Source organism: Roseovarius amoyensis (assembly GCF_003260265.1).
Classification (GTDB): Bacteria; Pseudomonadota; Alphaproteobacteria; order Rhodobacterales; family Rhodobacteraceae; genus Roseovarius; species Roseovarius amoyensis.
This window is the reverse complement of record NZ_QITQ01000001.1, coordinates 114,970-138,542: the sequence shown is the minus strand read 5'-3', so window position 1 is coordinate 138,542 and position 23,573 is coordinate 114,970. Positions and strand designations below refer to the sequence as shown.

Genomic DNA, 23,573 nt, shown 5'->3' with positions numbered 1-23,573 from the left:
CCTGAAATGATGTGCGGCGGATGGGTGTTCCGGTGTTCGTTGCAGCCCCCGAGTGCCGGCCGGATAACGCTGCCTGTGGTCAACGCGCGTATGCGGCTAGGCCTGTACGTGGTAGCCGCCATCGACATAGGCAATGTTGCCTGTGACCTTGCACGACAGATCGCTGACCAATCCGACAGCGATATGTCCCACGTCCTCGATACTGACGAGGCTTCGTTCCGGTGCCCGTTTCTGCGCGGCATCCACCAGTTCGTCGAAATGATCGATGCCCGATCCGGCGCGTGTCCTGAGGGGGCCGGGCGAGATCGCATTCACCCGTATCTGCCTGGGGCCAAGCTCTGCCGCCAGGTAGCGAACGGTCCCCTCCAGCGCGGATTTGACCGGGCCCATGATGTTGTAATGATCGACGACCTTTTCAGCGCCGTAATAGCTCATCGTCAGGATGCTGCCGCCTTTGGGCATCAGGGGGATGGCCAGCCGCGTCATGCGGATCAGCGAATGCACCGATATGTCCATCGCCTGCGCAAAGCCGGCCTTGGAGCATTCGCTGACCGGACCGTGCAGGTCGTTCTTCGGACAGTAGGCGATAGAATGCACGACAAAGTCCAGCACGTCCCATTTCGACCTGATCGCCTCGAACACGGCCTCCATCTGGCCGTCTGCCTCGACATCCAGCGGCAGGAACAGGGAGGCATCCAGTTGCTCTGCCACCGGGGTGACATAGGGCCTGGATTTTTCATTGGCATAGGTAACCGCAACCTCGGCCCCGGCCGCGCGAAAGGCGAAGGCGCAACCGGCGGCAATGGAATGCTCGTTCGCGATGCCGACAACCAGCCCGCGTTTGCCCTTCAGAAGTGCTTCCAGCATGTCTGTCACTCCTGAAAGACATATGTGCCGGGGGCGTCGCAAAGCGGCGCGTATCCCTTTGCCTTCGCTCCGAGAGAGGGCGGCTTGACCGGATCGCCCGACCGTTGCGCCAGCCATCCGACAAGGGCGGGCCACCACGAGCCCTCGGTCGTTTCCGTCTCGGCCAGCCAGGTGTCGGGGTCGGTATAGGGCGCGTCCTTGGTCCTGGACTGGATCCGGTAGTGCCGGCGCGGGTGGCCAGGTTCCGAGACGATGCCGGCATTGTGCCCGCCGCTGGTCAGCACGAATGTCACGTCGGTGTCCGATAGCAGGTTGAACTTGTAGACCGAATGCCACGGCGCGACGTGGTCGCGCTCGGTGCCGACCATGAAGACCGGCGCGCGGATGTCCGAGATCACGACCGGGCGGCCCTCGACCAGATAGCGCCCCTCGGCCAGGTCGTTCTTCAGGAACAGTTTCCGCAGGTATTCCGAATGCATCCTGTAGGGCATCCGCGTGGCGTCTGCATTCCAGGCCATGAGGTCGATCATCTCGGACCGTTCGCCCATCAGGTAGTCATGGATCACCCGCGACCAGATCAGATCGTTGGAACGCAACAACTGAAACGCCCCGGCCATCTGCTTGGTGTCCAGATAGCCCTGGTCCCACATCAGGTCTTCGAGATAGGTCAACTGGCTTTCATTGATGAACAGCGTCAGTTCCCCGGCCTCGGTGAAATCGACCTGTGCCGCCAGCAATGTCATGCTTTGCAGGCGCTCATCCCCGTCCCTTGCCATCGAGGCGGCGGCAATGGACAGCAGCGTGCCGCCAAGGCAATAGCCCAGTGCGTGAACCTTCTGCCCTTTCGTGACCGTGCTCACAGCGTCAAGGGCGTCCATGACGCCCAGGGAAAGATAGTCGTTCATCCCCAGGTCGCGGTCGTCGGTATCGGGGTTCTTCCACGAGACCATGAAGACCGTGAAGCCCTGATCGGTGAGATACCGCACCAGCGAGTTATGTTCGCTGAGGTCGAGGATATAGTATTTCATGATCCAGGCCGGAACGATCAGGATGGGTTCCGGGCGGACCTTGTCGGTGGTCGGCGCGTACTGGATCAGCTCGATCAGGCGGTTGCGGTAGATCACTTTGCCAGGTGCGGTCGCCAAGTTTTCCCCGACCTTGAACGCCTCGGCCCCGACCGGTTGTTGCCCGGTGTTCAACCGCGTCACGTCTTCGACGAAATTCTGCGCGCCGCGCATGAGGTTCCAACCGCCCTCGGCAACGGTCTTGGCAAGAACCTCCGGGTTGGTCAGGGCGAAATTCGAGGGCGAGAACACGTCAAGCACCTGCCGCGCCGCGAAGGTGGCAACGTTTTCGTGCTGCTTGGTCACGCCCTCGACGCCGGTCGTTGCGTTGTGCCACCATTGCTGGTTCAGCAAGAACGCCTGCGACATGACGTTAAAGGGCCATTTCTGCCAGGCTTCGCCCCGGAAACGCCGGTCCTGCGGTAACGGCTCGATGCAGGTTCGGCTGGTTTCGGGATGGGTCGCGCAGAACGTGGCATAGTTGGCGAGTTTCCACGCCTTGCGGCCTGCCTTTTCAAGCAGTTCCAATTGCTTGCCCGGAGCCGACGCAAGATGAAGCGCCCAGTCCGAATAGGTCGCCATCAGGGCGATCGGCGACAGCCCGCCGGTAAGGCGCGCCTGCGCCGCCTTCAGCGACTTGTCCAGGGCCTGTTCCATGGTGACATGCGTGTGCGACGGGTTGTCTGTGCCGTCCGTTTGCGGCGCGCCTGCCTGACCGGCGCGGGCGGCTGCGGCAGGCTTTTTTGCGGTCGGTGGCTTCTGCTGGTGAAGCGAGGTGACGTCCGCCATTGTCCGAATCTTTCCTGAAATGATTACATCTCGATAAATATATGTATTTGAACGGCAGTGATTGACCTGCATCAATCAACACTACGTCAGGCGGTACGAGAGCATACGAAAAGGGGGCGGGCGCCTGCGGTCGCGCACGCATTCCGCTGCCTGTCTGCCGCCCGACTTCGACACTTTGCATGTTCTCCGCCGTCATGCTGCTGGTCATCTTTTCGCAAATTGATGCACGTCAATCATGGACGCATTCAAAAGTTCTAACATTTGCATGGGACGCACCCGCTTGGTGCCGGCCCCTTGGGACCGACACCAAGGCAAACGTAGGGGAGAAAACCAATGCAAGACGACAGCCAACAAGGCCTGAGCCGGGTGGAACATTCAACGGCCCGGTTTCCGACCGCTTACACGATCCTGTTTCTGCTGATCGTGGTGATGGCGGCGCTGACATGGGTCATGCCCGCCGGCCAGTATGACCAGGCCATGAACGAGGCGTTGGGAAAAGACGCCCCGGTGCCCGGAACCTTCCACACGGTCGAGGCCGAACCACAAGGGCTGATCGACGTGCTGCTGGCGCCGATCGCCGGTTTCTATGACCCGTCGGAATACGTTGCCAACGCGATTGACGTGTCGCTGTTCGTCCTGGTGATCGGTGGCTTTCTCGGCGTCGTGAACGCGACGGGCGCGGTGAACACCGGCATCGAGCGGTCCATCGTCGGGCTGAAGGGCCGGGAAAAGTGGATGATCCCGGTGATGATGGCGCTGTTCGCGCTGGGCGGCACGACCTATGGCATGGCCGAAGAAACGCTGGCCTTCTATCCGTTGCTGATCCCGGTGATGATCGCGGCGGGGTATGACGCGGTCACCGGCGTGGCGATCATCATGCTGGGCGCCGGTGTTGGTGTGCTTGGCTCGACGATCAACCCGTTCTCGACCGCCATCGCCTCCAACGCGGCGGGAATTCCCTTTACCCAGGGCATGGGGCTGCGCCTGGCCATTCTCGCACTCAGCTGGCTGGCGGCCGTCATCTTCGTGATGCGCTATGCCGAACGGGTGCGCAAGGATCCGCAGCGCTCGGTCGTGGCGGACAGGAAGGACTCGAACGAGGCGCATTTCCTGCAAGGTCACGACGCCACCCGCATCGCCAGCTTTACCGGCAAGCAAAAGATCATCCTGATCGTGTTCGGCGTGACATTTGCGGTGATGATCTGGGGCGTGTCCTCGCAGGGGTGGTGGATGGCCGAAATGTCGGCGCTGTTCCTGGGGTCCTCCATCCTGATCGGCCTGATCGGCTGGATGGGCGAAAAGACCATGACGACCGCGTTTGTGGACGGCGCCCGCGACCTGTTGGGCGTGGCGCTGGTGATCGGGCTGGCGCGTGGCATCGTCGTCGTCATGGACAACGGCATGATCACGGCCACGATCCTCAATTTCTTCGAGGGAAAGATCACGGGCATGTCGAGCATCGCCTACGTCAACGCCATGTTCGGGACCGAAGCGTTGCTGAGCTTTATCGTGCCCTCGACCTCGGGCCTTGCGGTGTTGTCCATGCCGATCCTTGCGCCGCTGTCGGATTTCGCCGGTGTCGGGCGTGAACTGGCCGTGACCTCGTTTCAGACGGCGATCGGCATCACCAACCTCATCGCTCCGACCTACGCGGTGGTGGTCGGCGGGCTGGCGATCGGCCGCGTGCCCTATGACCGCTGGCTGGTCTTCATCTGGCCGCTGCTGGTTGTCCTGGTGGTTCTGTGCTGCGCCGCGATCAGTATCGCAGCCGCTCTTTGAGAGCCCGGAAAGGAGAAGAAGATGACTGAACGATCGCTCGGAGTTCACTCCGAAACCGGTGTGCTGCGGCAGGTCGTCGTGTGCCGTCCCGGCCTTGCCCACCGCCGCCTGACGCCGCGAAACTGCGAAGAGCTGCTCTTCGACGACGTGTTCTGGGTCAAGCAGGCGCAGAAGGACCACGACGTTTTCGCCGACACGATGCGCGAACAGGGGGCCGAGGTTCTGGACGTCAATGACCTGCTGGCCGAGACGCTGGATATTCCCGACGGGCGGGACTGGGTGCTCGATCACCGGATCACGCCCGACCATATCGGCGTCGGCATGATGTCCGATCTGCGCGCCTGGATGGATGAGCTGCCTGGTGCGCAGCTGGCCGAGTATCTGCTGGGCGGGCTGGCCGCCGATGACCTGCCGTTCAAGCCCTCGGGCCTGTTCGGCAGCTACCTGGGCCAGCATGGCTTTATCCTGCCGCCGCTGCCCAACGCCTTGTTCACCCGTGACAATTCCGCGTGGATCTATGAGGGCGTCACCGTCAACCCGATGCATTGGGCGGCACGGCGCCCCGAAACACTGCTGAACACCGCGATCTACAAGTTCCATCCGAACTTTGCGGGCAGAACGACGGTCCACTGGGGCGACCCGACCGTTGATCACGGGCTGGCGACCCTGGAAGGGGGCGACATCATGCCGGTGGGCAACGGCACGGTTCTGGTCGGCATGGGCGAGCGGTCATCGCCCCAGGGTGTCGGGCAAATGGCTGAGGCGCTTTTCGATACGGGCGCCGCACAACGGGTTCTGGCCTTTGCCATCCCGAAATCGCGGGCGGCGATGCATCTCGATACCGTCTTTACCCTCTGCGGAGGCCCTGTCGTCACGACCTTCAAGGAGGTCGCCGACGAACTGGTCTGCTATGATATTCGCCCGGGCGAGGGGACGGCTCCGCTGCAGTTCCGTCACGACCCGCGCCCGATCTTCGACATCGTGGCCGAGGTGCTTGGCTACAAGAAGCTCGATATCGTGCCCACCGGCGGCGAGACCGAGGAAGAGCGTGCGCGCGAACAGTGGAATGACGGCAACAACGTGCTGGCGCTGCGCCCCGGCGTTGTCATCGGCTACGACCGCAACGACGACACCAACGCCGCCCTCAAGGCCGCAGGCATAGAGGTGCTGGCCATCCCCGGCGCCGAGCTTGGGCGCGGGCGTGGCGGTGGCCATTGCATGAGCTGTCCCACCGTGCGCGACCCGGTCTGACCTGAAAGGCAAACCAGATGGCTTACAACCTGAAAAACAGGCATTTCCTGACCCTGCGGGATTATTCCCCGCGCGAAATCGGCTTTCTGCTGACACTGGCCGCCGACCTGAAGGCGGCGAAATATGCCGGCACCGAGGTGCCAAGGCTGCAGGGCAAGGACATCGCCCTGATATTCGAAAAGGACAGCACCCGCACGCGCGTGGGCTTCGAGGTGGCAGCCTATGACCAGGGCGCACGCGTCACCTATCTGGGGCCGACGGGCACGCATATCGGTCACAAGGAATCGGTCAAGGACACGGCGCGGGTGCTGGGGCGTATCTATGACGCCATCGAATATCGCGGATTTGGTCAGGATGTGGTGGATCAACTGGCGCGCTATTCCGGCGTGCCCGTCTACAACGGGCTGACCGATGAGTTTCACCCGACCCAGATCCTTGCCGATCTGTTGACCATGCGGGAGCATGTCGAAAAGCCCCTGCACCAGGTCGCCTATGCCTTTCTTGGTGATGCGGGTAACAACATGGGCGACAGCCTGCTGATCGGCGGGGCCAAGATGGGCATGGATGTGCGCCTTTGCGCGCCCAGGGCCTGCTGGCCGGCCGACGCCATCATTGACGAGGCGCGCGCGATCGCCGCCGAGACGGGTGCGCGGGTGAACATCACCGAAGATGTCGGCACGGCCGTCAAGGGGGTGGATTTCATCTATACCGATGTCTGGGTGTCGATGGGAGAACCCAAGGAAAAATGGGCCGAGCGCATCAAGCTGCTCAAGCCCTACCAGGTGACGGCGGATGTGATGGCGAAAACCGGCAATTCGCGCGCGCGGTTCATGCATTGCCTGCCGGCGTTCCACAACACCGAGACAACCGTCGGCGCCGAGATCCAGGCCGAGTTCGGGCTGGACGCCATGGAAGTGACCGAAGAGGTGTTCGAAAGCGAGGCCTCGATCGTCTTTGATCAGGCCGAGAACCGGATGCACACCATCAAGGCGGTTCTCGTCGCCACGCTGGGGGCCTGAGATGCTGGTCGTCGCAGCGGTAGGGGGCAATGCGCTGTTGCGGCGGGGGCAACCCCTGACCGCGCAAACGCAGCGCGCCAATGTCAGGATGGCGGCAGAGGCACTGGCGCGGATCGTGCGCGCCGGGCACCAGTTGATCATCACCCACGGCAACGGCCCGCAGGTGGGGTTGCTGGCGCTGCAGGGCGCCGCCTACAAGCCCGACGAGGCCTATCCACTGGATGTGCTGGGGGCCGAGACCGAGGGCATGATCGGCTACCTGATCGAGCAGGAGCTGGAAAACGCGCTCGGCCATGACCACGCGGTTGCAACCCTTCTGACCCAGGTCGTGGTGGATGCGCATGACCCCGCCTTTGCGAGGCCGACCAAGTTCGTCGGCCCCGTCTATTCTAGGGAAGAGGCCGAGGCGCGCGCCAAGGCGGCGGGCTGGACCATCGCGCAGGATGGCAAGTATTGGCGCCGCGTGGTGCCGTCGCCCAGGCCCGTCGAAATTCCCGACCTGCGGCTGGTGCGCCTGCTGCTGGATCAGGGCGTGATCGTGATATGTGCGGGCGGCGGCGGCATCCCGGTGCTGCGCCGGCCCGATGGCAGCATGATCGGCATAGAGGCGGTTATCGACAAGGACGCGGCCAGCGCCCTGCTGGCGGCTGATATCGGCGCCGATGCGCTGCTGCTGCTGACCGATGTCGACGCGGTCTATCAGGACTTCGGCACCGACGCCGCCACGCCATTGCGCCTCCTGACACCGGATGAGGGCTGCGCGCTGGACTTGCCCAAGGGCTCGATGGGCCCCAAGTTGACGGCAGCTTGCGATTTCGCGGAGCTGGGCGGCATCGCGGGCATTGGCCGGCTGGCCGATGCGCTGGCGATCCTCGATGGCACGGCCGGCACCCGCGTGTCCAAACAGGGGTGAGGCAGAGAGGTGAGCACGCAAACCGCGACAGTTGCCGAAACGACCACCGATGGCCGCATTGTCGCCATTCACGGCGGGGTTGTCGACGTGGCCTTCGACGGTGCGGTGCCCCGCATCCATGACCTGCTTTACGCGGGCGATGTGGCGTTGGAGGTGTCGGGCCTTGTCGGCCACGGCGTGGTGCGCGCCATGGCGCTGGCCCCGGTGCGCGGCCTTGGCCTTGGCATGACGGTCCGCGCCACCGGAGGGCCGATCCGGGTACCCGTGGGCGATGGCGTGCTGGGGCGGATGCTGGATGTCTTCGGCGCGCCAATCGACGGCCGCCCCGAACCGGTGGCGGTCGAGCATCGCTCGATCCACCGTCCGCCGCCGGCGCTGAACGACCGCGTCCTGCATTCGCAGATACTGGAAACCGGGATCAAGGCCATCGACCTGCTGTCGCCCATCGAACGGGGCGGCAAGACCGGGCTGTTTGGCGGGGCAGGGGTGGGCAAGACCGTCCTGATCACCGAGCTGATCAACAACACCGTCCAGCACCACAAGGGCGTCAGTCTGTTCTGCGGCATCGGCGAACGCTCGCGCGAGGCAGAGGAACTTTTCCGCGAGATGGGCGAGGCCGGCGTGCGCGACAAGACGGTCATGCTGTTCGGCCAGATGAACGAGGCCCCCGGCGTGCGCTTTCTGGTGGGCAACACCGCGCTGACGATGGCCGAGTATTTCCGCGACGACAAGGGGCAGGACGTGCTGCTGCTGATCGACAACATCTTTCGCTTTGTCCAGGCCGGGTCAGAGGTGTCGGGCCTGCTGGGGCGGATGCCCTCGCGCGTGGGCTATCAGCCGACGCTGGCGACGGAACTGGCCGGGCTGGAGGAACGCATCACCTCGACCCGGCGGGGGGCGATCACCTCGATCCAGGCGGTCTATGTGCCCGCCGACGATTTCACCGACCCGGCGGCGGCGCATATCTTTTCTCACCTGTCGGCCTCGGTCGTGCTGTCGCGCAAACGGGCGAGCGAGGGGCTCTATCCGGCGGTCGATCCGCTGGCGTCGGCCTCGGTGATGCTGACGCCATCGGTCGTGGGCCAACGCCACTATGACATCGCCCGCGCGGTGCGCCGGACGCTGGCCGAATACGAGGAACTGCGCGACATCATCGCCATGCTGGGGCTGGAAGAGCTGTCATCGGCCGACCGCGCCACCGTGGCCCGCGCCCGCCGGCTGGAAAGGTTCCTGACCCAGCCGTTCTATACCACCGGCTCTTTCAGCGGGATGGAGGGCAAGGCGGTGCCGATTGCCGACACCCTGGAAGGCTGTGAAAGGATACTCGAACAGACCCGTTTCGACCTGCCCGAAAGCGCCTATTACATGATCGGCAGCCTGGACGATCTGGAGGCAAAATCATGAGCCTGGCCGCCGATATGAATGTCACCCTGCGCCTGCCGACCCGCACGCTTTTTCAGGGGCGCGCCACGCGGATGACGGCGGTGGCGCCAAACGGGGCGTTCGGGATATTGCCGAACCATGTCGATTTTGTCACCGTGCTCGTTCCCTCGGTGATGACGCTGCGCATGGCCGACGGGTCCGAGGAAATTTTCGGTATCGACGAGGGGTTGCTGGTCAAGAAGGGGCACGAGGTCGCTGTTGCCGCCCTTCGCGGGGTCCGGGGGGACGATCTGGGCAGCCTCAGAGACACCGTCGAGGCAAGTTTCGTCCAGATGGACGAAGAGGAACGCCAGGCCCGCGCCGCCCTGTCGCGGCTTGAGGCGGACATGGTCCGGCGTTTCGCGGAATTGCGAAGGCCGCAGCCATGACAAGAGACCCCGAAAAGCCCGCCGACAAGATCGCGCGCCAGGCAAAGCGGATGAAATCGACCCGCGATCATCCGGGGCCAAGCCCGCTGCGCGGGATCGGCACCTTCGGCATGATCGGCTGGTCCATCGCCGTGCCCACGGTGGGCGGGGCGTTTCTGGGGCTTTGGCTGGACCGGGTGGCGCCGCAGGCGTTTTCCTGGACCATCGCGCTGATCCTGGCCGGGGTTGTGCTGGGTGCCTTCATAGCCGCCGTCTGGATCAGCAAGGAAGGGGGTGACAGATGATTCCTGTCGACTGGACCGCCATGATGGTGGGGCTTGGCGTTGGCCTTGTGATGGGGGCCGTCTATTTCGTCGGGCTGGCCCTTGGCATACGGCTTGTCCTGCGCCGCAACAACCTTGTCGGCCTGCTGTCGCTGAGCGCGGCGTTGCGGATCGCGGCGCTGTTGTGGGTCGGCTGGGTCATCGCCCGGCAGGGCGGGCCCTGGGCCGCGCTGGGATACGCCATCGCGTTCCTTGTCGCGCGCTTTGTCGCCACGACGCTTGCCCGCGCCGGCGCGGATGCAGCGGATGCAAGGGGGGCGTCGTCATGAACCTGTCGCCGGACCAGACCATCATCCTGCATCTCTGGGGCGTGCCCATCAACGCGACCATCTTTTACACCTGGGTCGTGATGGCGCTGCTGACCGTCGTGTCGATGCTGATCACGCACAACCTGCGCCCTGACGTGCCGCCCAACCGCTGGCGTACGACGCTGGAGGTGATCGTTCAGGGCATACAGGGCCAGATCGAGGAAATCGCCCAGGGGCCCTCGCGCCGGCTGCTGTATTTCTCGGGCACGCTGTTTCTGTTCGTGGCGATGTCGAACCTGCTGCTGGTGGTGCCGGGGTTCGAGCCGCCGACATCCTCTCTTTCGACGACGACCGCGCTGGCGATCTCGGTGCTGATCGCGGTGCCGCTTTTCGGGGTCAGCAGCCGGGGCGTCGTCGGGTATCTCAAGACCTATCTGCAGCCGTCTTTCGTGATGCTGCCCTTCAACATCATATCCGAATTCTCGCGCGGCATTTCCCTGGCGATCCGCCTTTACGGAAACATCATGAGCGGCGCGGTAATCGCCGCCATCCTGCTGGGCATCGCGCCCTTCTTCTTTCCGGTGGTGATGGATGTGCTCGGCCTGCTGACCGGCATGATCCAGGCCTACATCTTTGCCATCCTGGCAACGGTCTACATCTCCAGCGCCACCGCCCCCAGAACCCGGAACCAGCACGACAAGGATACACCATGACAGATATTGCCATCATCGCTGCCGTTTCCATCTTTACCGCGGGTCTGACCGTGTCGTTCGGTGCCATCGGTCCGGCACTGGGCGAAGGGCGTGCCAGCGCCACCGCGCTGAGCGCGATCGCGCAACAGCCCGACGCGGCGCCGACCATTTCGCGCACGCTGTTCGTCAGCCTTGCCATGATCGAGTCGACGGCGATCTACTGTTTCGTCGTCGCGATGATCCTGATCTTTGCCAACCCGTTCTGGACCGCCGCGCTGGACGCGGCACAGGCCGCGGGCGGCTGAGCCATGTCGATAGACTGGATCACCGTCGCGGCCCAGATCGCCAACTTTCTGGTGCTGGTCTGGCTGTTGAAGCGGTTCCTCTACCGTCCCATCCTGGATGGCATCGACGCCCGCGAGGCCGAGATCACTGCCCGGATGCAGGAGGCGGCGCAGCAAAAAGCCGAGGCGGCGGCGGTCGAGGCGGAGTACCAGCAAAAGCTGCGCGCCCTGCATGTCGCGCAGTCCGAAATGCAGGAAAAGGTTCGCAAAGAGGCCGAGGCACAGCGCGACGCGTTGCTGGCCGAAGCACAGCAGCGGATGGAGCACGAGCACGAGAACTGGCAGGCCCATCTGGACGATGAGGCGCGCAAATATGCCGCCAGGCTGCATGCCGCCGGGGCCGACGCGCTGTTGTCGCTGACCCGCAAGGCCCTGAGCGACCTCGCGGACGAGACGCTGGAGGCGCGCATGGCGCATCAGCTTGTTCGCAAGATCCGCCCGATGACCGAAGAACTGCGCCGCGCGGCAGGGCAGGCCGGGGCGGCAACGATCACCAGCCGCGACCCCTTGCCGCCGAAGGTGCAAGAGACGCTGACAGCGGACCTGACGGCCCTGTTCCCCGGCACCTCGGTCGGGTTCGAGACCGACACCGAGCAGGCGCCGGGGCTGGTGCTGCGGATGGGGGGTGCGCAAGTGGCCTGGAGCATCGATTCATATATCGACGGGCTCGATGCATTGATCTCTGATCAGCTTGCCAGGGGGGCCGATCTGAAGGTGCAGGGCAATGGGCACTGAGGCGGGCCGCATCGACACCGGCCCAGAGTGGCTGTTGCAGGCGCTGCTTGACAGCCCCGCCCCCGCGCCGCGCGTCAGCGAGATCGGGCAAGTGGCCGAGGTGGCGGATGGCATCGCCATCGTGACCGGCCTGGAACGCGCCCTGTCGGACGAGTTGCTGCGCTTTGAAAGCGGGGTGCAGGGTGTCGTGCTGGACCTGGAGCCGGGGCGCATGGGCGTAGCCCTGCTGGGGGCGTCCGACGGCGTTGCCGTTGGCGAAGGCGTGATGCGCACCCGCAGGGTTGTCAGCACCAGGGTCGGCCCCGGGCTGTTGGGGCGTGTTGTCGGGCCTCTGGGTGATGCGCGCGACGGCAAGGGCGCGATCAAGGCCGAGGCGGTGCGCCCGGTCGAGGCCGAAGCCCCAAAGATACTGGAGCGCAAGGCAATCACGCGCCCGCTGGCCACGGGGATCACGGCGATCGACGCGGCGGTTCCCATCGGGCTGGGCCAGCGGCAACTGGTGATCGGTGACCGCCAGACCGGCAAGACATCGGTGGCGGTGGATGCGATCCTCAACCAGAAATCCACCGACGTGATCTGCATCTACTGCGCCATTGGCCAGCGTGGCGATGCGGTGGCCAAGGTGATCGGCGCGATCCGCGATGGCGGGATGATGCCGCGCACTATCATCATGTCCGCCGGCGACGAGGATGCCGCGGGCCTGGCCTATGTCGCGCCCTATGCGGCGATGACCATGGCCGAGTATTTTGCCGGGCAGGGGCGCGATGTGCTGGTGGTTCTGGATGACCTGACCCATCACGCGCGGTCCTACCGGGAATTGTCGCTGTTGCTGCGCCGCCCGCCGGGGCGCGAGGCGTTCCCCGGCGACATCTTCTATATCCATGCCCGGCTGCTGGAACGCGCCGGTCAGTTCTCCGACGCGGTCGGTGGCGGGTCCATCACCGTGCTGCCGGTCGTCGAGACGCAGGCTGAAAACCTGTCGGCCTATATTCCGACCAACCTCATCTCGATCACCGACGGGCAGATCTATCTGTCGCCCCGTCTAGTTCGCAAGAACCAGTTTCCTGCGGTCGATCTGGGCGTGTCGGTCAGCCGGGTGGGCGGCAAGGCGCAGAGCAAGGCGTTCCGCTCGGTCGCCGGCAATCTGCGCGTAACCCTGTCGCAGTTCGAGGAGTTGGAGGATTTCGCCCGTTTCGGCACCCGCCTTGACGACGCGACGCGCGCGCGGCTGACCCGCGGTGCGGCGGTTCGTGCCTCCCTGCGCCAGCCAGAGCGCGACCCGATCCCGGTAGTCGAACAACTGGCGGTGCTGGTCGCGGCGATGGGGGGGCAGCTCGACGGGTTGGGCGAACACGACACCTTCGCCGTCATGGCGGCCATCAGGAAAGCCGCCGCCGGGGAACTGGGCGACCTGGCGCAGCAAATCGCGCAAGGCGAAAACCTGGACGAAGACGCGCGCGAACGCATGGGGGAAATCGCCCGGCAGGCGCGCGATACAGTGGTGGGGCACGATGGCGCAAACGCTTGAAACGCTTGCCCGGCGTACGGCCAGCATGCAGGGCATCCGCAGCGTGGTTCACACGATGAAAACGCTGTCCGTCATCAACGCCGCCCCCTACGAACACGCGGCCCGCGCCATCGAGGCCTATCACGACACGGTTCTGCTGGGGTTGCACGCCTTCCTGTCGCAATCCGGGCCGATGACCGCGCCCAGGCCCGATGGCGGCGCGCGGGTGATGGTCGTCTTTGGCTCGGATCACGGGCTTTGCGGGAACTACAACGAAACGCTTGCCGCGCATGTCGCGCAGGCTGTCAACGCCGATGACGGTGCGCAAACGACTGTCCTGTGTGTGGGCGCCCAGATGGCGGATGCGCTGGCGGATCAGGGGATCGGCGTCGGAAAGCCGTTCTTTCCCCCTGCCTCGGTTGACGGGATCGGGCGGCTTGCGAACCTTCTCACGCAGAAGCTGGACGAGATCCGGCGCGACAGCCTCGCCCATGACGTGTCTGTCTCACTGGCCTATTTCGCGCGGGGCGAGGGCGGGGCGCAGGCGCCGAAAATTACGGTGCTTTTGCCGCTCGACCCCGCGCTTGTGGCCGAGCTGCAGGCGCGGCCCTGGGCGTCGCGCAGCCTGCCGGGCTTTTCGATGCCGCGTGAAGAGCTGTTCATGTCGCTGGTTCGGGGGCACCTGTTCGCCAGCCTGTTCCGGGCCTCTGCCGAGGCGATGGTTACGGAAAACGCCGCCCGCCTGGCGCTGATGCAGCAAGCGGAAAACTCGGTCGATGACCGGCTGGAAGAGCTGCAATCCGACATGCGCGCCCTGCGTCAGAGCGAGATCACCACCGAACTGCTTGATGTCATAATCGGGTTCGAGGCGCTGAAGAAAAGGGCGTCTCAAGCCGGGGGTGCCGACGGGCAAAAAACACTCGCCGGGCCCTGATGGCGCATGAACCTTGCTGGTTCGCGGTATCAGGCTGCCTGGATCAGGGCGGGCTTGCGCCTTGTCCGGCCGGGTCGCTGATCCGGTATTTTTCCGGGGTCAAAAGCTCGATCAGACCTTTGCGCCTCAGATTGCCGAAGGCGCGGCTTACGGTTTCCGGCGTCAGACCCAGATGGTCTGCGATGTCGCGCCGGCACATCGGCAGGGTGACATGCCCGCCGTTGGGTCTGGAGGCGGCGAATTCGCGCAGGAACTGGTACAGGCGGTCCGTGGCGTTGGTGCTGACGAGGGTAAGCAACTGGCGATCACGGGTTTTGAGAAGGTCTCGAAAATAGGTTCGCAGTTCACTTTGTAGGGCGCAGTTTTCGGATAGTTCACGTTCGAACGTGGCGCAGGGAATGGATTTCACGATCACATGATCTGCGGCCTCAGCGGTGAAATGCCAACGATCAATGTCGGAAAGTCCGAAAAAATCCCCTTTTCTTGAAAAGCGAAAGATCTGTCGGCAGCCATCGGCATTGATGCTGCATCCGCGCACGGTGCCCGAAACGATCATATAGACAGCATTGGCCGGTTCGCCATGCAGCAGGATCGTGCTGTCGGGTTGGAAATGCTGCTCGAATGGCCGCGTGTTGAAAAGCGCGATCAGGTTGCGAAATTTCTGTGCAGCGCTGTCTTCGGCGGCGGCCTTTTCCTTGCCTTGCAGGGGGGACAGGGCGCTGCGATCTGAACTTGCAACCGGTGCCAACGGCCTGCAGTACAGGTGCTTTAGGTCCGAAAACTCCGTCGACTGAAGCGTCAAGGTGTCACTCCTGTTGTTAAACAGGTCGGGTCACGCCCTTTCATGGTGGAACCCGCTCAGGACCAAAGTTATGCTCCATCCACGGCATGACCTGCCGATAACATCACAGCTAGGCGCTGATGCCGGCCCTTGAAAGTGACTCACGGTGAGGGCGAAAAGCCAACGAGGCGCCAAAGCTGCTCAACGCGGACAACGGGTGGGGTGGTGCGATCAGGTTGACGACATCATTGCCCAAGGAAGTGGTCGAGAAACAACTGGCCCGGATCATCGGGAGCAGACAGTTTCGCAATGCCCCGCGCCTGTGCCGTTTCCTGTCATATGTCGTGCAAGAGGGCATCGCCGGGCGTCCGGACCGGCTCAAGGGCTATACGATCGGGTTGGAAGTGTTCGACAAGCCAGAGGATTTCGACCCCCAGACCGATACGATCGTGCGTGTTCAGGCGCGCGCCCTGCGCCAGAAGCTGGAACAGTATTATGCACAGGACGGCCGCGACGACCCGGTGCGCATCACGATTGCCAAGGGTTCTTATGCAGCGGCGTTTTTTCTGTCTTGGGACAGGAAACAGGCGGCGGTTGCGGACGAGCCCGCAACGGCAGTTCCGTCAAACAAGCCGTCCATCGCAGTGCTGCCGTTCGATAATTTCAGCCGGGAGGATGGCTATGACTTCTTTTCCCACGGCCTGACAGAAGAGACCATCGCCAACCTGTCACGATTCAGGGAACTGACCGTTCTTTCCAGGCGGACAACCGCACAGGCAAGGCAGGACAACCTGAGCATACGCCAGATCCATGACCAGTTTCACCCCGACTTTGTTCTTGAGGGCAGTTTCCGTATCGACAGCCAGTTCGTACAGATCACCATCAACCTGGTCGAGACCTCGGGCGGTGAGATAATCCTGACCCAGCATTTCAGCCACGAGGCGACCCCAAAGGCGATGTATGACATACAGGACGAGATGGCCTTGGCCATAGCCGCCCACATCGCCGATCGGTTCGGGCCGCTTGGGCAGTATGCACGGCGCAGCGCGCGAATGGGCCCTTCGCTGAAATGGGATACCTACTGCTGGATATCGCGGTATCACCAGTACGCATTCCAGCTTGCCACTGTGGAACGGCAGGAAATTCACGATGGGCTGCGCAAGGCTCTTGAAAGTGATCCGACCTCATCTGACGCCCATGCCGTTCTGGCCCTGACGACGGTCGATCAGTACCGGATGTCGTTCGACGACAATACCAATATCCGCTTGCTGGATCGCGCTCTCTACAAGGCTGAGAAGGCGGTGGAATACGACCCCGAAAACGCTACAGCCCACATGGCGCTGGCCATCGTGCGGTTCCACCGCCGCGAATTCGACCTTTTCGACGCATCTGCCAGCCGCGCGCTGGCGCTCAACCCCGGCCACCCCGACATATTCGCCATGCTGGGTATCTGTTACTGCATGCGGGCGAAGTGGGATGTCGCCATGCCGCTGATGGACAAGGCCACCGCGATAGGCCCGCCACGGCCGGAATGGTACCATACGGCCAGGGCATTCGGTCTTTTGATGACGCGCTCGGCGCAGGAGGCGGTCGCGGAAATGCACATGGCCCCGTTACCCGGTGCGTTCTTCTATCACTGCCATCTGCTGTGGTTTTTCGTCGAAGCTGGCGACATGGATGCCGCGCAGGCAGAAAAGACGCAGTTGCTGAAGGTGTTGCCGGATTTCGAACGTGTCATACATGCGTCATGTGCAGGCATGGTGCCTGCATGAGACGATGATCACCCGCGCGGTTGCGGCGTGGCGCAAGGCCGGGCTGGATATTTCCCTTTAGGGTGGGCATGCGGGCATGGGGCAGGTGCCGGTTGCGGCCCCCTCGCGGGTTGCAAAGCGCGCATGGCTGATCCAGATCAGACCGCCAGGGCGCGCGGGCGTTTATCCGGTGGCAGAGAAACATGATCAGAGGTTTTCAGTGACACAGAGGCGCCGCACTGACAGCTCAGCGCAGTCCGCGTCGGCGCGCACTCTGCATGACCTGCTGCGTCCTGGCCGCCGGGCGCAGGCGCGTTCGGCGTGGCTGTCGGTGGCGGCACAGCTGATCTGGCCGGTGCAGGCGGCGCTGGTGGCCCATGCCCTGGGCGGGCTGCTGACGGGGGTGGATGTCTCGGCCCTTTGGGCGGGGCTGGGGTTTGCGGCGCTGGGCGGGCTGCGGGTCTGGCTGGGGCTCCTGGCCGAGCAACAGGCCGAGGCCGCGGCGGAAGCCGTCGTTCACACCGCGCGCGCGCGCATCCTGGCGGCCGAGACGGGCCGGGCCGAGGACAGCCCCTTTGGCGGGGCGGGCGCCATTTCGGCCCTTGCGGGTGAAAAGCTGGACATGCTGGCGCCCTATGTCACGCGCTTTGCCCCGGCCAGGGCGCGGGTAATGGTGGTGCCGCTGGTGATATTGGCGCTGGCGCTGTGGCAGTCCTGGGCGGTGGCGCTGGTGCTGGTGGTCGCGGGGCCGCTGATCCCGGTCTTCATGGCGCTGGTGGGGTTCGCCGCCAAGGAGGCGAGCCAGCGCCAGATGGCCGAGATCGGCAGCCTGAACGACATTCTGGTCGAACGCCTGTCCGCCCTCGTCGATATCCGCCTGCTGGGCGCTGAACAGGCGGTCATGGCGGGGTTTGCCGACAAGGCGGGCGATCTGCGCGGCCGCACGATGGCGGTGCTGCGGGTGGCGTTCCTGTCCTCGACGGTGCTGGAACTCTTTGCCGCGATCGGCGTGGCGATGGTGGCGGTCTATGTCGGATTTTCGCTGCTGGGCGCGCTTGAATTCGGCGCATGGGGCGGGGGGCTGAGCGCCCCGGCGGGGATATTCCTGCTGCTGCTGGCGCCGGAGTATTTCCAGCCGCTGCGCGACCTGTCCGCCGCCTGGCACGACAAGGCCGGGGCCGAGGCCGTCGCCGCCGAACTGGCCCAATGGCAGGCGGCCGAAACCGCCAGCCTGCTGGGGCAGGGGGCGGGGGCCGCGCCGCTGGACGGGCCGGCGGGCATATCCCTGCGCGGATGCGTCCTGCCGGGCGGGCGGGTTCTGGACGACATCGACATCGCGCCGGGGGAAAGCGTGGCGCTGGTCGGCCCCAGCGGCGTGGGCAAGACGACCACCCTGCGCCTGATGGCGGGTCTTCTGGCGCCTGAGGGGGGCGGTGTCATCGTGGCTGGTCAGCCGCTTGACGAACGGACAGCGGATGCCTGGCGGGCGCGGATCGGGTGGATGCCGCAAGCGCCGCATTTCCTGAATGCCAGCCTGCTGCACAACCTGACGCTCGGGCGCGATGGCGACCTGGCGAAGGCGCTTGAACAGGCGGCGGTTGCCGATGTGGTGGCGGCGCTGCCCCGGGGGCTGCACACGCGGCTGGGCGAAACCGGCGGTGGGCTGTCGGGGGGCGAGGCGCGCCGCCTGACCCTTGCCCGCGCCATTCATGCCGCGCCCGACGTGATCATCGCGGACGAGCCGACCGCCGATCTTGACCCCGAAACCGCCCGGCTGGTGGCCGAGGGGCTGTTGGCCCAGGCGGCGCAGGGCGCGACGCTGATCGTGGCAACCCATGACAGCGGTCTTGCCGCGCGAATGGACCGGGTCATCCGGCTGGAGGGCGCCGCGTGACCGCGCTGTGGCACATCTTTCGGCTGATCTTGCGGGAACAGCCCGCTGCACTGTGGCGGGGGGCATTGCTCAGCCTGGTGGTGCTGCTGATGGGGGTGGCGCTGCTCGGGCTGTCGGGCTGGTTCATCACTGCCGCCGCCGCTGCCGGGCTGGCGGGGCTGGGGGCGGTGTTCGATGTTTTTCGTCCCTCTGCGATGGTGCGCTTTCTCGCCCTTGGCCGGGCGGCGGCGCGCTATGGTGAACGGGTGCTGACCCACGACGCCACGCTGCGCGCGCTGGAGGTTCTGCGCCTGCGCCTGCTGGCCGGTTTCATGGCGGCGTCCCATGCGCGGATGATCCGCATACGGGGGGCACAGGCGCTGAACCGGCTGACAGCGGATATCGACGCGCTGGACGGCGTGCCGCTGCGCCTGATCCTGCCGGTCACGGCCGGGGTTCTGACCCAGCTGGTGGCTTTTGCCGTGCTGTGGTGGCTGGTGGGGCTGCCGGTCGCCGCATGGATACTGGTTGGCTACGTCGCTGGCACCGCGCTGGTCTTCTGGCGCACGGTCCGGCACACCGCCGCCCTGTCGCGCCGGGCCGAGGCGGCGGCGCAGGCGTTCAGGTCGCGGCTGATCGACCTGGTGCGCGCGCGCAGCGATCTGGCGATCTATGGGCGGCTGGCGGCGCAGGCGCAACATGTCCAGGCGGCGGATGACAGGCGCCGCGACCTGCGCCACCGCCAGGACCGGGCCGAGCGCCGCGCAGGGGCGGCCTTGCAGGCGGTCGGCGCGCTGGTTGCAGGGGGTGCGCTGTGGATCGGGGTTGCCCTGGCACAGGTCGGCGACATCACGCCGGCGCTGGCGGCGTTGGGTTTTTTCGCGGCGCTGGCCCTGGCCGAAACCGTTCTGCCGCTGCGCCGCGCCGCCAGCGACCTTGGCCGCATGATCGAGGCGGCCCGCCGCGTGTCCCGCGATATCGCCACGCCGCTGCCGGCGGCCCGGGCCGCCGGGTCGGCCGAGGGTGATCTGCAGATCGAGGACGTGACCCTGCACCGCCCGATGACCCGAACGCCCATCGTCAGCACCCTGTCGCTGAGCGTCGCGCCGGGCGAGTGCATCGCCATCACCGGCCCCAGCGGCAAGGGCAAGTCGACGCTGCTGCTGGCCGTGGCCGGGCTGCATCCCGTGGCCGCAGGCCGTATCGCCCTGGGCGGCCTGCCGATCACGGACTGGGGCGAAACTGCGCTGCGCCGGCATGTGACCCTGCTGCCCCAGCGCAGCGCCCTGATGGCGGGAACGGTGGCCGAAACATTGCGACTGGCCGCGCCGGAGGCCGGTGATGAAACGCTCTGGCAGGTGCTGGAGGCGGTGCGCCTTGCGCCCGTGCTGCGGGCACGGGATGGGCTGGAGACAAAAATCGGCACGCGCGGCGCGGGGCTGTCGGGCGGCGAGGGCCGCAGGCTGGCGCTGGCCCGCGCCTTGCTGCGCAGGCCGAAGCTGTTGTTGCTGGATGAGCCGACCGAGGGGCTGGACGACCCCACCGCCGGGGCGGTGCTGGAGGGCATCCGAGGGTGGCTGCCACGCGCGGCGATCCTGATTGCCGCGCATCGAGGCGTCGAAAAGGCGTTTGCGGACCGGGTTGTCGGGCTCGAATAAGATTCATGCTGGACGAGCATCTTGACGCAGATCAATGATGGAAGCGGTTCAATGGTATTCATATTCTGAGTAATGAATTTGAAATCGGGGGATTCGTCCCCGATATCAGGAGCAAATCAAATGGAGCTGGGAATCGTCGAGCTGTCGCGCCTGCAATTTGCGATGACAGCCATGTATCACTTCCTCTTCGTGCCGCTGACGCTGGGTCTGTCAATCCTCGTCGCGATCATGGAGACCGTCTATGTCATGACGAACCGCCCGATCTGGCGGCAGATGACCAAGTTCTGGGGCCTGCTGTTCGGGATCAACTTTGCTCTCGGCGTGGCCACGGGCATCACCATGGAATTCCAGTTCGGCATGAACTGGAGCTATTACAGCCACTATGTCGGCGACATCTTCGGTGCGCCGCTGGCGATCGAGGGGCTGATGGCCTTTTTCCTCGAGGCCACTTTTGTGGGGCTGTTCTTCTTCGGATGGGACAAGCTGAGCAAGGTCGCGCACCTGACGGTCGCCTGGCTGGTTGCCATCGGGTCGAACTTTTCCGCGCTCTGGATCCTGATCGCCAATGGCTGGATGCAGAACCCGGTCGGCGCCGAATTCAACCCGATGACCATGCGCATGGAGATGACGGATTTCTTCGAGGTGCTGTTCAACGAGGTGGCGCAGGCGAAATTCGTGCACACTGTCTCGGCGGGTTATGTGACGGCCTCGGTCTTTGTTATAGGCGTGTCGGCCTGGTATCTGCTGCGCGGGCGCCACGTCGAGCTGGCCCGGCGGTCTGTCACCGTGGGGGCGGCCTTTGGGCTGGCGTCCGCGCTGTCGGTCGTGCTGCTGGGGGACGAGTCCGGCTATTCGGCGACCCACAGCCAGAAGATGAAGCTGGCCGCGATCGAGGGTATGTGGGAAACCCACGACGCGCCCGCGCCGTTCAACCTGATCGGCATGCCTGACCAGGAGGCGCGCGAAACCCATTACGCCATTGAAATCCCCTGGGCCATGGGCCTGATCGGCACCCGGTCGCTGACGACCGAGATCCCCGGCATCAATGACCTGGTGGCACAGGCCGAACAGCGCATCAGGTCCGGCATGATCGCCTATGCGGCGCTGCTGGAGGTGCGGGAGCAACGCGATGCCGCCTCGCCCGAGGCGATGGCGACATTCGAGGAACATTCCGCCGATCTGGGCTTTGCCTTTTTGCTCAGGAAATACGTCGACAACCCGCTGGACGCGACAGAGGAACAGATCATCGCGGCTGCCAATGACACCGTGCCGACGGTCTGGCCGCTGTTCTGGGCGTTCCGCCTGATGGTCGCGCTTGGCTTTGGCTTTATCGGGACGATGCTGTATTTCTTCTATCGCGCTTCGTTCAAGGGCATGAACTTTCCCCGCCCGGCGTTGCACCTGGCGGTTTGGATGATCCCCGCGCCCTGGATCGCGGCCGAGCTGGGCTGGTTCGTCGCCGAATTCGGCCGCCAGCCCTGGACGGTGGACGGTGTGCTGCCCACGGCGATGTCGGTCAGCGCGTTGTCGGTGACCGAGGTCACGCTGACCCTGCTGGGTTTCGTGATCTTCTACACCGTCCTGTTCATCATCGAGATGGGCCTGATGCTGAAATACATCCGCAAGGGTCCGTTCGAGGATGTCGAGGAAACCGAGGCCTGGATGACCCGTCATCGGGATATCCTGGCCGGCCGGCGTAATGCCGACGCCACTTCCATGCCTGCGGAGTAAGACAGATGATCCTTCATGAACTCATGAGTTACGACCTGCTGCGCGTCATCTGGTGGGTGCTGCTGGGCGTATTGCTGATCGGCTTTGCCATGACGGACGGCTTTGACATGGGGGTCGGCGCGCTGCTGCCCTTCGTGGGGCGGAGCGATGTCGAACGCCGCGTGGCGATCAACACCGTCGGCCCCGTCTGGGAGGGCAACCAGGTGTGGTTCATCCTGGGCGGCGGCGCGATCTTTGCCGCCTGGCCGCCGCTCTACGCGGTCAGCTTTTCGGGCTTCTACCTGGCGATGTTCGTCGTCCTCGCAGCATTCATCGTGCGGCCGGTAGCGTTCAAGTACCGCTCCAAACGCGAAGACCCGCGCTGGCGCAACGGCTGGGACTGGGCGCTGTTCGCCAGCAGCGCGGTGCCTGCGCTGCTGTTCGGGGTGGCGGTCGGCAACGTCATCCAGGGCGTGCCGTTTCACCTGACCGACGATCTGCACACGATCTACGAAGGCGTCTGGTACATGAAATTCATCGGTCTGCTTGATCCGTTCTCGATCCTGGCCGGTGTCGTGTCGCTGGCCATGCTGGTGATGCATGGCGGCGCGTGGCTGACGCTCAAGGCCGAAGGCGCGGTTCAGCGCCGCGCCCGTGCCTATGGGTCGGTCGCCGCCCTCGTCGCCGTGGGCGCCTATGTGCTGGCCGGTCTGTGGCTGGCGGTGGGAATCGAAGGGTTCCGCACCGTCGGGGATCATGTCGCCAACGGCCCCTCGAACCCGCTGCATTTCGAGGTGGAGCGCACGGCGAGCTGGCTGTCGGCCTATGGCGACCGTCCCTGGATCGCCGTCGCACCGGTGATGGGCATCCTTGGCGGTCTGCTGACCCTTTTGGGGCTGCGGGCGGGGCGCGAGGTCTCGACACTGCTGTTTTCCAAGATGGCGATCCTTGGCGTGATCTCGTCGGTGGGGCTGACGATGTTCCCGTTCATCATGCCGTCCTCCAGCGACCCGCAGTCGTCGCTGACGGTCTGGAACAGTTCCTCGTCGCACCTGACGCTGTTCATCATGCTGGTGATGACGGTGATCTTCATGCCGATGATCATGGCCTACACCGCCTGGGTGTACAAAGTGCTCTGGGGCAAGGTCACCGAGGCCGAGATCACCGACGGCGGCCATTCCTCATACTGACGAAAGGAAGACCCAATGTGGTATTTTGCCTGGCTTCTCGGTCTGCCGCTGGCGGCGATCTTTGCCGTGATGAACGCGATGTGGCTTGAGATAAAAGAGGACGAGCGCGCCATTGCCCACGGTCACGATGCGCCACCCTCTGACCCGCGCGACTGATCCCCGGCCGGTTTGCGGCCCCTGCGGCGGCGGCGCCCTGGCGTTCGCCGCCGTATCCCGTTCCTGCGCACCATTCAGGCAACGCTGTTGCCCTCACTTGCGGGGGTTGTCATAGCTGGCTTGCGGGCCGACCTTTCCCCGCGGCCGGATGCGCCACCCGGCAACCCGTTCGGAGACC

At 64.7% G+C, this 23,573-nt stretch carries 23 protein-coding genes; 20 read left to right on the top strand and 3 right to left on the bottom strand.

What is annotated here, in order from left to right:
* Nucleotides 1-96: 96 nt before the first annotated feature.
* Together fabI and DL899_RS00650 are read right to left on the bottom strand one after the other, a co-directional pair.
* On the bottom strand, nt 97-867 hold the full coding sequence (gene fabI / locus DL899_RS00655) for an enoyl-ACP reductase FabI (protein ID WP_111731839.1): 771 nt from the start codon (nt 865-867) through the stop codon (nt 97-99).
* Nucleotides 868-872: 5 nt separating this feature from the next.
* Nucleotides 873-2,720, bottom strand: coding sequence for a PHA/PHB synthase family protein (locus tag DL899_RS00650; RefSeq protein ID WP_111731838.1), 1,848 nt, complete (start codon nt 2,718-2,720; stop codon nt 873-875).
* 333 nt (nt 2,721-3,053) lie between these two features.
* Between DL899_RS00650 and DL899_RS00645 the strand changes: the two genes are divergently transcribed.
* Genes DL899_RS00645 through DL899_RS00585 form a run of 13 tightly spaced genes read left to right on the top strand, consistent with a single transcriptional unit; the run spans nt 3,054 to nt 14,276 of the window.
* Nucleotides 3,054-4,499, top strand: coding sequence for a YfcC family protein (locus tag DL899_RS00645; protein ID WP_111731837.1), 1,446 nt, complete (start codon nt 3,054-3,056; stop codon nt 4,497-4,499).
* A 21-nt stretch (nt 4,500-4,520) separates the two neighbouring features.
* Nucleotides 4,521-5,750 (top strand): arginine deiminase, encoded by a 1,230-nt coding sequence (locus DL899_RS00640; RefSeq protein ID WP_111731836.1) that lies wholly within the window; start codon nt 4,521-4,523, stop codon nt 5,748-5,750.
* 17 nt (nt 5,751-5,767) lie between these two features.
* Nucleotides 5,768-6,769, top strand: coding sequence for an ornithine carbamoyltransferase (gene argF / locus DL899_RS00635; protein WP_111731835.1), 1,002 nt, complete (start codon nt 5,768-5,770; stop codon nt 6,767-6,769).
* A gap of 1 nt (nt 6,770) precedes the next feature.
* Nucleotides 6,771-7,682 carry a carbamate kinase gene (gene arcC, locus DL899_RS00630; RefSeq protein ID WP_111731834.1) on the top strand — a complete coding sequence of 304 codons (912 nt, stop codon included), beginning with the start codon at nt 6,771-6,773 and terminating at the stop codon, nt 7,680-7,682.
* 9 nt (nt 7,683-7,691) lie between these two features.
* On the top strand, nt 7,692-9,086 hold the full coding sequence (atpD, locus tag DL899_RS00625; protein ID WP_111731833.1) for a F0F1 ATP synthase subunit beta: 1,395 nt from the start codon (nt 7,692-7,694) through the stop codon (nt 9,084-9,086).
* Nucleotides 9,083-9,493 carry an ATPase gene (locus DL899_RS00620; RefSeq protein ID WP_111731832.1) on the top strand — a complete coding sequence of 137 codons (411 nt, stop codon included), beginning with the start codon at nt 9,083-9,085 and terminating at the stop codon, nt 9,491-9,493. Before atpD ends, DL899_RS00620 begins: the two co-directional genes overlap by 4 nt.
* A complete protein-coding gene (locus tag DL899_RS00615) occupies nt 9,490-9,777 on the top strand; it encodes an AtpZ/AtpI family protein (protein WP_111731831.1) in 288 nt (95 codons plus the stop codon). Before DL899_RS00620 ends, DL899_RS00615 begins: the two co-directional genes overlap by 4 nt.
* Nucleotides 9,774-10,085 (top strand): N-ATPase subunit AtpR, encoded by a 312-nt coding sequence (locus DL899_RS00610; RefSeq protein ID WP_111731830.1) that lies wholly within the window; start codon nt 9,774-9,776, stop codon nt 10,083-10,085. Before DL899_RS00615 ends, DL899_RS00610 begins: the two co-directional genes overlap by 4 nt.
* The gene (locus DL899_RS00605; RefSeq protein WP_111731829.1) at nt 10,082-10,777 is read left to right on the top strand and encodes a F0F1 ATP synthase subunit A; all 696 of its coding nucleotides are present in this window, start codon (nt 10,082-10,084) and stop codon (nt 10,775-10,777) included. Before DL899_RS00610 ends, DL899_RS00605 begins: the two co-directional genes overlap by 4 nt.
* Nucleotides 10,774-11,061, top strand: a complete 288-nt coding sequence (locus DL899_RS00600; RefSeq protein WP_111731828.1) for a F0F1 ATP synthase subunit C — start codon at nt 10,774-10,776, stop codon at nt 11,059-11,061. Before DL899_RS00605 ends, DL899_RS00600 begins: the two co-directional genes overlap by 4 nt.
* 3 nt (nt 11,062-11,064) lie before the next feature.
* Nucleotides 11,065-11,835, top strand: a complete 771-nt coding sequence (locus DL899_RS00595) for a F0F1 ATP synthase subunit B family protein (protein ID WP_111731827.1) — start codon at nt 11,065-11,067, stop codon at nt 11,833-11,835.
* The gene (locus DL899_RS00590) at nt 11,825-13,363 is read left to right on the top strand and encodes a F0F1 ATP synthase subunit alpha (RefSeq protein WP_111731826.1); all 1,539 of its coding nucleotides are present in this window, start codon (nt 11,825-11,827) and stop codon (nt 13,361-13,363) included. Before DL899_RS00595 ends, DL899_RS00590 begins: the two co-directional genes overlap by 11 nt.
* Nucleotides 13,347-14,276 (top strand): F0F1 ATP synthase subunit gamma, encoded by a 930-nt coding sequence (locus tag DL899_RS00585; protein ID WP_111731825.1) that lies wholly within the window; start codon nt 13,347-13,349, stop codon nt 14,274-14,276. The genes DL899_RS00590 and DL899_RS00585 overlap by 17 nt, the downstream gene beginning before the upstream one ends.
* A 43-nt stretch (nt 14,277-14,319) precedes the next feature.
* Here the strand turns inward: DL899_RS00585 and DL899_RS00580 are convergent, their stop codons facing one another.
* Nucleotides 14,320-14,832, bottom strand: a complete 513-nt coding sequence (locus tag DL899_RS00580) for a Crp/Fnr family transcriptional regulator (protein ID WP_239494552.1) — start codon at nt 14,830-14,832, stop codon at nt 14,320-14,322.
* A 24-nt stretch (nt 14,833-14,856) separates the two neighbouring features.
* Here DL899_RS00580 and DL899_RS19790 point away from each other — a divergent pair, with 24 nt between their 5' ends.
* The 7 genes from DL899_RS19790 to cydX all read left to right on the top strand — a co-directional run bounded on the left by DL899_RS19790 (nt 14,857) and on the right by cydX (nt 23,395).
* Nucleotides 14,857-15,006, top strand: coding sequence for a hypothetical protein (locus DL899_RS19790; RefSeq protein ID WP_239494551.1), 150 nt, complete (start codon nt 14,857-14,859; stop codon nt 15,004-15,006).
* Nucleotides 15,007-15,293: 287 nt separating this feature from the next.
* Nucleotides 15,294-16,829, top strand: a complete 1,536-nt coding sequence (locus tag DL899_RS00575) for a hypothetical protein (protein ID WP_162685447.1) — start codon at nt 15,294-15,296, stop codon at nt 16,827-16,829.
* A 199-nt stretch (nt 16,830-17,028) separates the two neighbouring features.
* Complete coding sequence (cydD, locus tag DL899_RS00570; RefSeq protein WP_239494550.1) at nt 17,029-18,702, top strand: thiol reductant ABC exporter subunit CydD; 1,674 nt, start codon at nt 17,029-17,031, stop codon at nt 18,700-18,702.
* Nucleotides 18,699-20,339, top strand: a complete 1,641-nt coding sequence (gene cydC, locus DL899_RS00565; RefSeq protein WP_111731821.1) for a thiol reductant ABC exporter subunit CydC — start codon at nt 18,699-18,701, stop codon at nt 20,337-20,339. Before cydD ends, cydC begins: the two co-directional genes overlap by 4 nt.
* Nucleotides 20,340-20,459: 120 nt before the next feature.
* On the top strand, nt 20,460-22,070 hold the full coding sequence (locus DL899_RS00560; protein ID WP_111731820.1) for a cytochrome ubiquinol oxidase subunit I: 1,611 nt from the start codon (nt 20,460-20,462) through the stop codon (nt 22,068-22,070).
* A 5-nt stretch (nt 22,071-22,075) separates the two neighbouring features.
* The gene (cydB, locus tag DL899_RS00555; RefSeq protein ID WP_111731819.1) at nt 22,076-23,239 is read left to right on the top strand and encodes a cytochrome d ubiquinol oxidase subunit II; all 1,164 of its coding nucleotides are present in this window, start codon (nt 22,076-22,078) and stop codon (nt 23,237-23,239) included.
* Between the two features lie 15 nt (nt 23,240-23,254).
* Nucleotides 23,255-23,395, top strand: coding sequence for a cytochrome bd-I oxidase subunit CydX (gene cydX, locus DL899_RS00550; RefSeq protein ID WP_111731818.1), 141 nt, complete (start codon nt 23,255-23,257; stop codon nt 23,393-23,395).
* The last annotated feature ends 178 nt before the right edge of the window (nt 23,396-23,573 follow it).

What these genes read in the sequence shown, in the direction of transcription:
- DL899_RS00580 (WP_239494552.1), bottom strand. Translation starts at nt 14,832, where the DNA reads ATGATCGTTTCGGGCACCGTGCGCGGATGCAGCATCAATGCCGATGGC.
- DL899_RS00590 (WP_111731826.1), top strand. Translation starts at nt 11,825, where the DNA reads ATGGGCACTGAGGCGGGCCGCATCGACACCGGCCCAGAGTGGCTGTTG.
- DL899_RS00610 (WP_111731830.1), top strand. Translation starts at nt 9,774, where the DNA reads ATGATTCCTGTCGACTGGACCGCCATGATGGTGGGGCTTGGCGTTGGC.
- DL899_RS00585 (WP_111731825.1), top strand. Translation starts at nt 13,347, where the DNA reads ATGGCGCAAACGCTTGAAACGCTTGCCCGGCGTACGGCCAGCATGCAG.
- cydX (WP_111731818.1), top strand. Translation starts at nt 23,255, where the DNA reads ATGTGGTATTTTGCCTGGCTTCTCGGTCTGCCGCTGGCGGCGATCTTT.
- DL899_RS00620 (WP_111731832.1), top strand. Translation starts at nt 9,083, where the DNA reads ATGAGCCTGGCCGCCGATATGAATGTCACCCTGCGCCTGCCGACCCGC.
- argF (WP_111731835.1), top strand. Translation starts at nt 5,768, where the DNA reads ATGGCTTACAACCTGAAAAACAGGCATTTCCTGACCCTGCGGGATTAT.
- DL899_RS00605 (WP_111731829.1), top strand. Translation starts at nt 10,082, where the DNA reads ATGAACCTGTCGCCGGACCAGACCATCATCCTGCATCTCTGGGGCGTG.
- DL899_RS19790 (WP_239494551.1), top strand. Translation starts at nt 14,857, where the DNA reads ATGCAGCAGGATCGTGCTGTCGGGTTGGAAATGCTGCTCGAATGGCCG.
- DL899_RS00600 (WP_111731828.1), top strand. Translation starts at nt 10,774, where the DNA reads ATGACAGATATTGCCATCATCGCTGCCGTTTCCATCTTTACCGCGGGT.
- DL899_RS00595 (WP_111731827.1), top strand. Translation starts at nt 11,065, where the DNA reads ATGTCGATAGACTGGATCACCGTCGCGGCCCAGATCGCCAACTTTCTG.
- fabI (WP_111731839.1), bottom strand. Translation starts at nt 867, where the DNA reads ATGCTGGAAGCACTTCTGAAGGGCAAACGCGGGCTGGTTGTCGGCATC.
- DL899_RS00640 (WP_111731836.1), top strand. Translation starts at nt 4,521, where the DNA reads ATGACTGAACGATCGCTCGGAGTTCACTCCGAAACCGGTGTGCTGCGG.
- cydB (WP_111731819.1), top strand. Translation starts at nt 22,076, where the DNA reads ATGATCCTTCATGAACTCATGAGTTACGACCTGCTGCGCGTCATCTGG.
- arcC (WP_111731834.1), top strand. Translation starts at nt 6,771, where the DNA reads ATGCTGGTCGTCGCAGCGGTAGGGGGCAATGCGCTGTTGCGGCGGGGG.
- DL899_RS00560 (WP_111731820.1), top strand. Translation starts at nt 20,460, where the DNA reads ATGGAGCTGGGAATCGTCGAGCTGTCGCGCCTGCAATTTGCGATGACA.
- DL899_RS00645 (WP_111731837.1), top strand. Translation starts at nt 3,054, where the DNA reads ATGCAAGACGACAGCCAACAAGGCCTGAGCCGGGTGGAACATTCAACG.
- DL899_RS00650 (WP_111731838.1), bottom strand. Translation starts at nt 2,720, where the DNA reads ATGGCGGACGTCACCTCGCTTCACCAGCAGAAGCCACCGACCGCAAAA.
- DL899_RS00615 (WP_111731831.1), top strand. Translation starts at nt 9,490, where the DNA reads ATGACAAGAGACCCCGAAAAGCCCGCCGACAAGATCGCGCGCCAGGCA.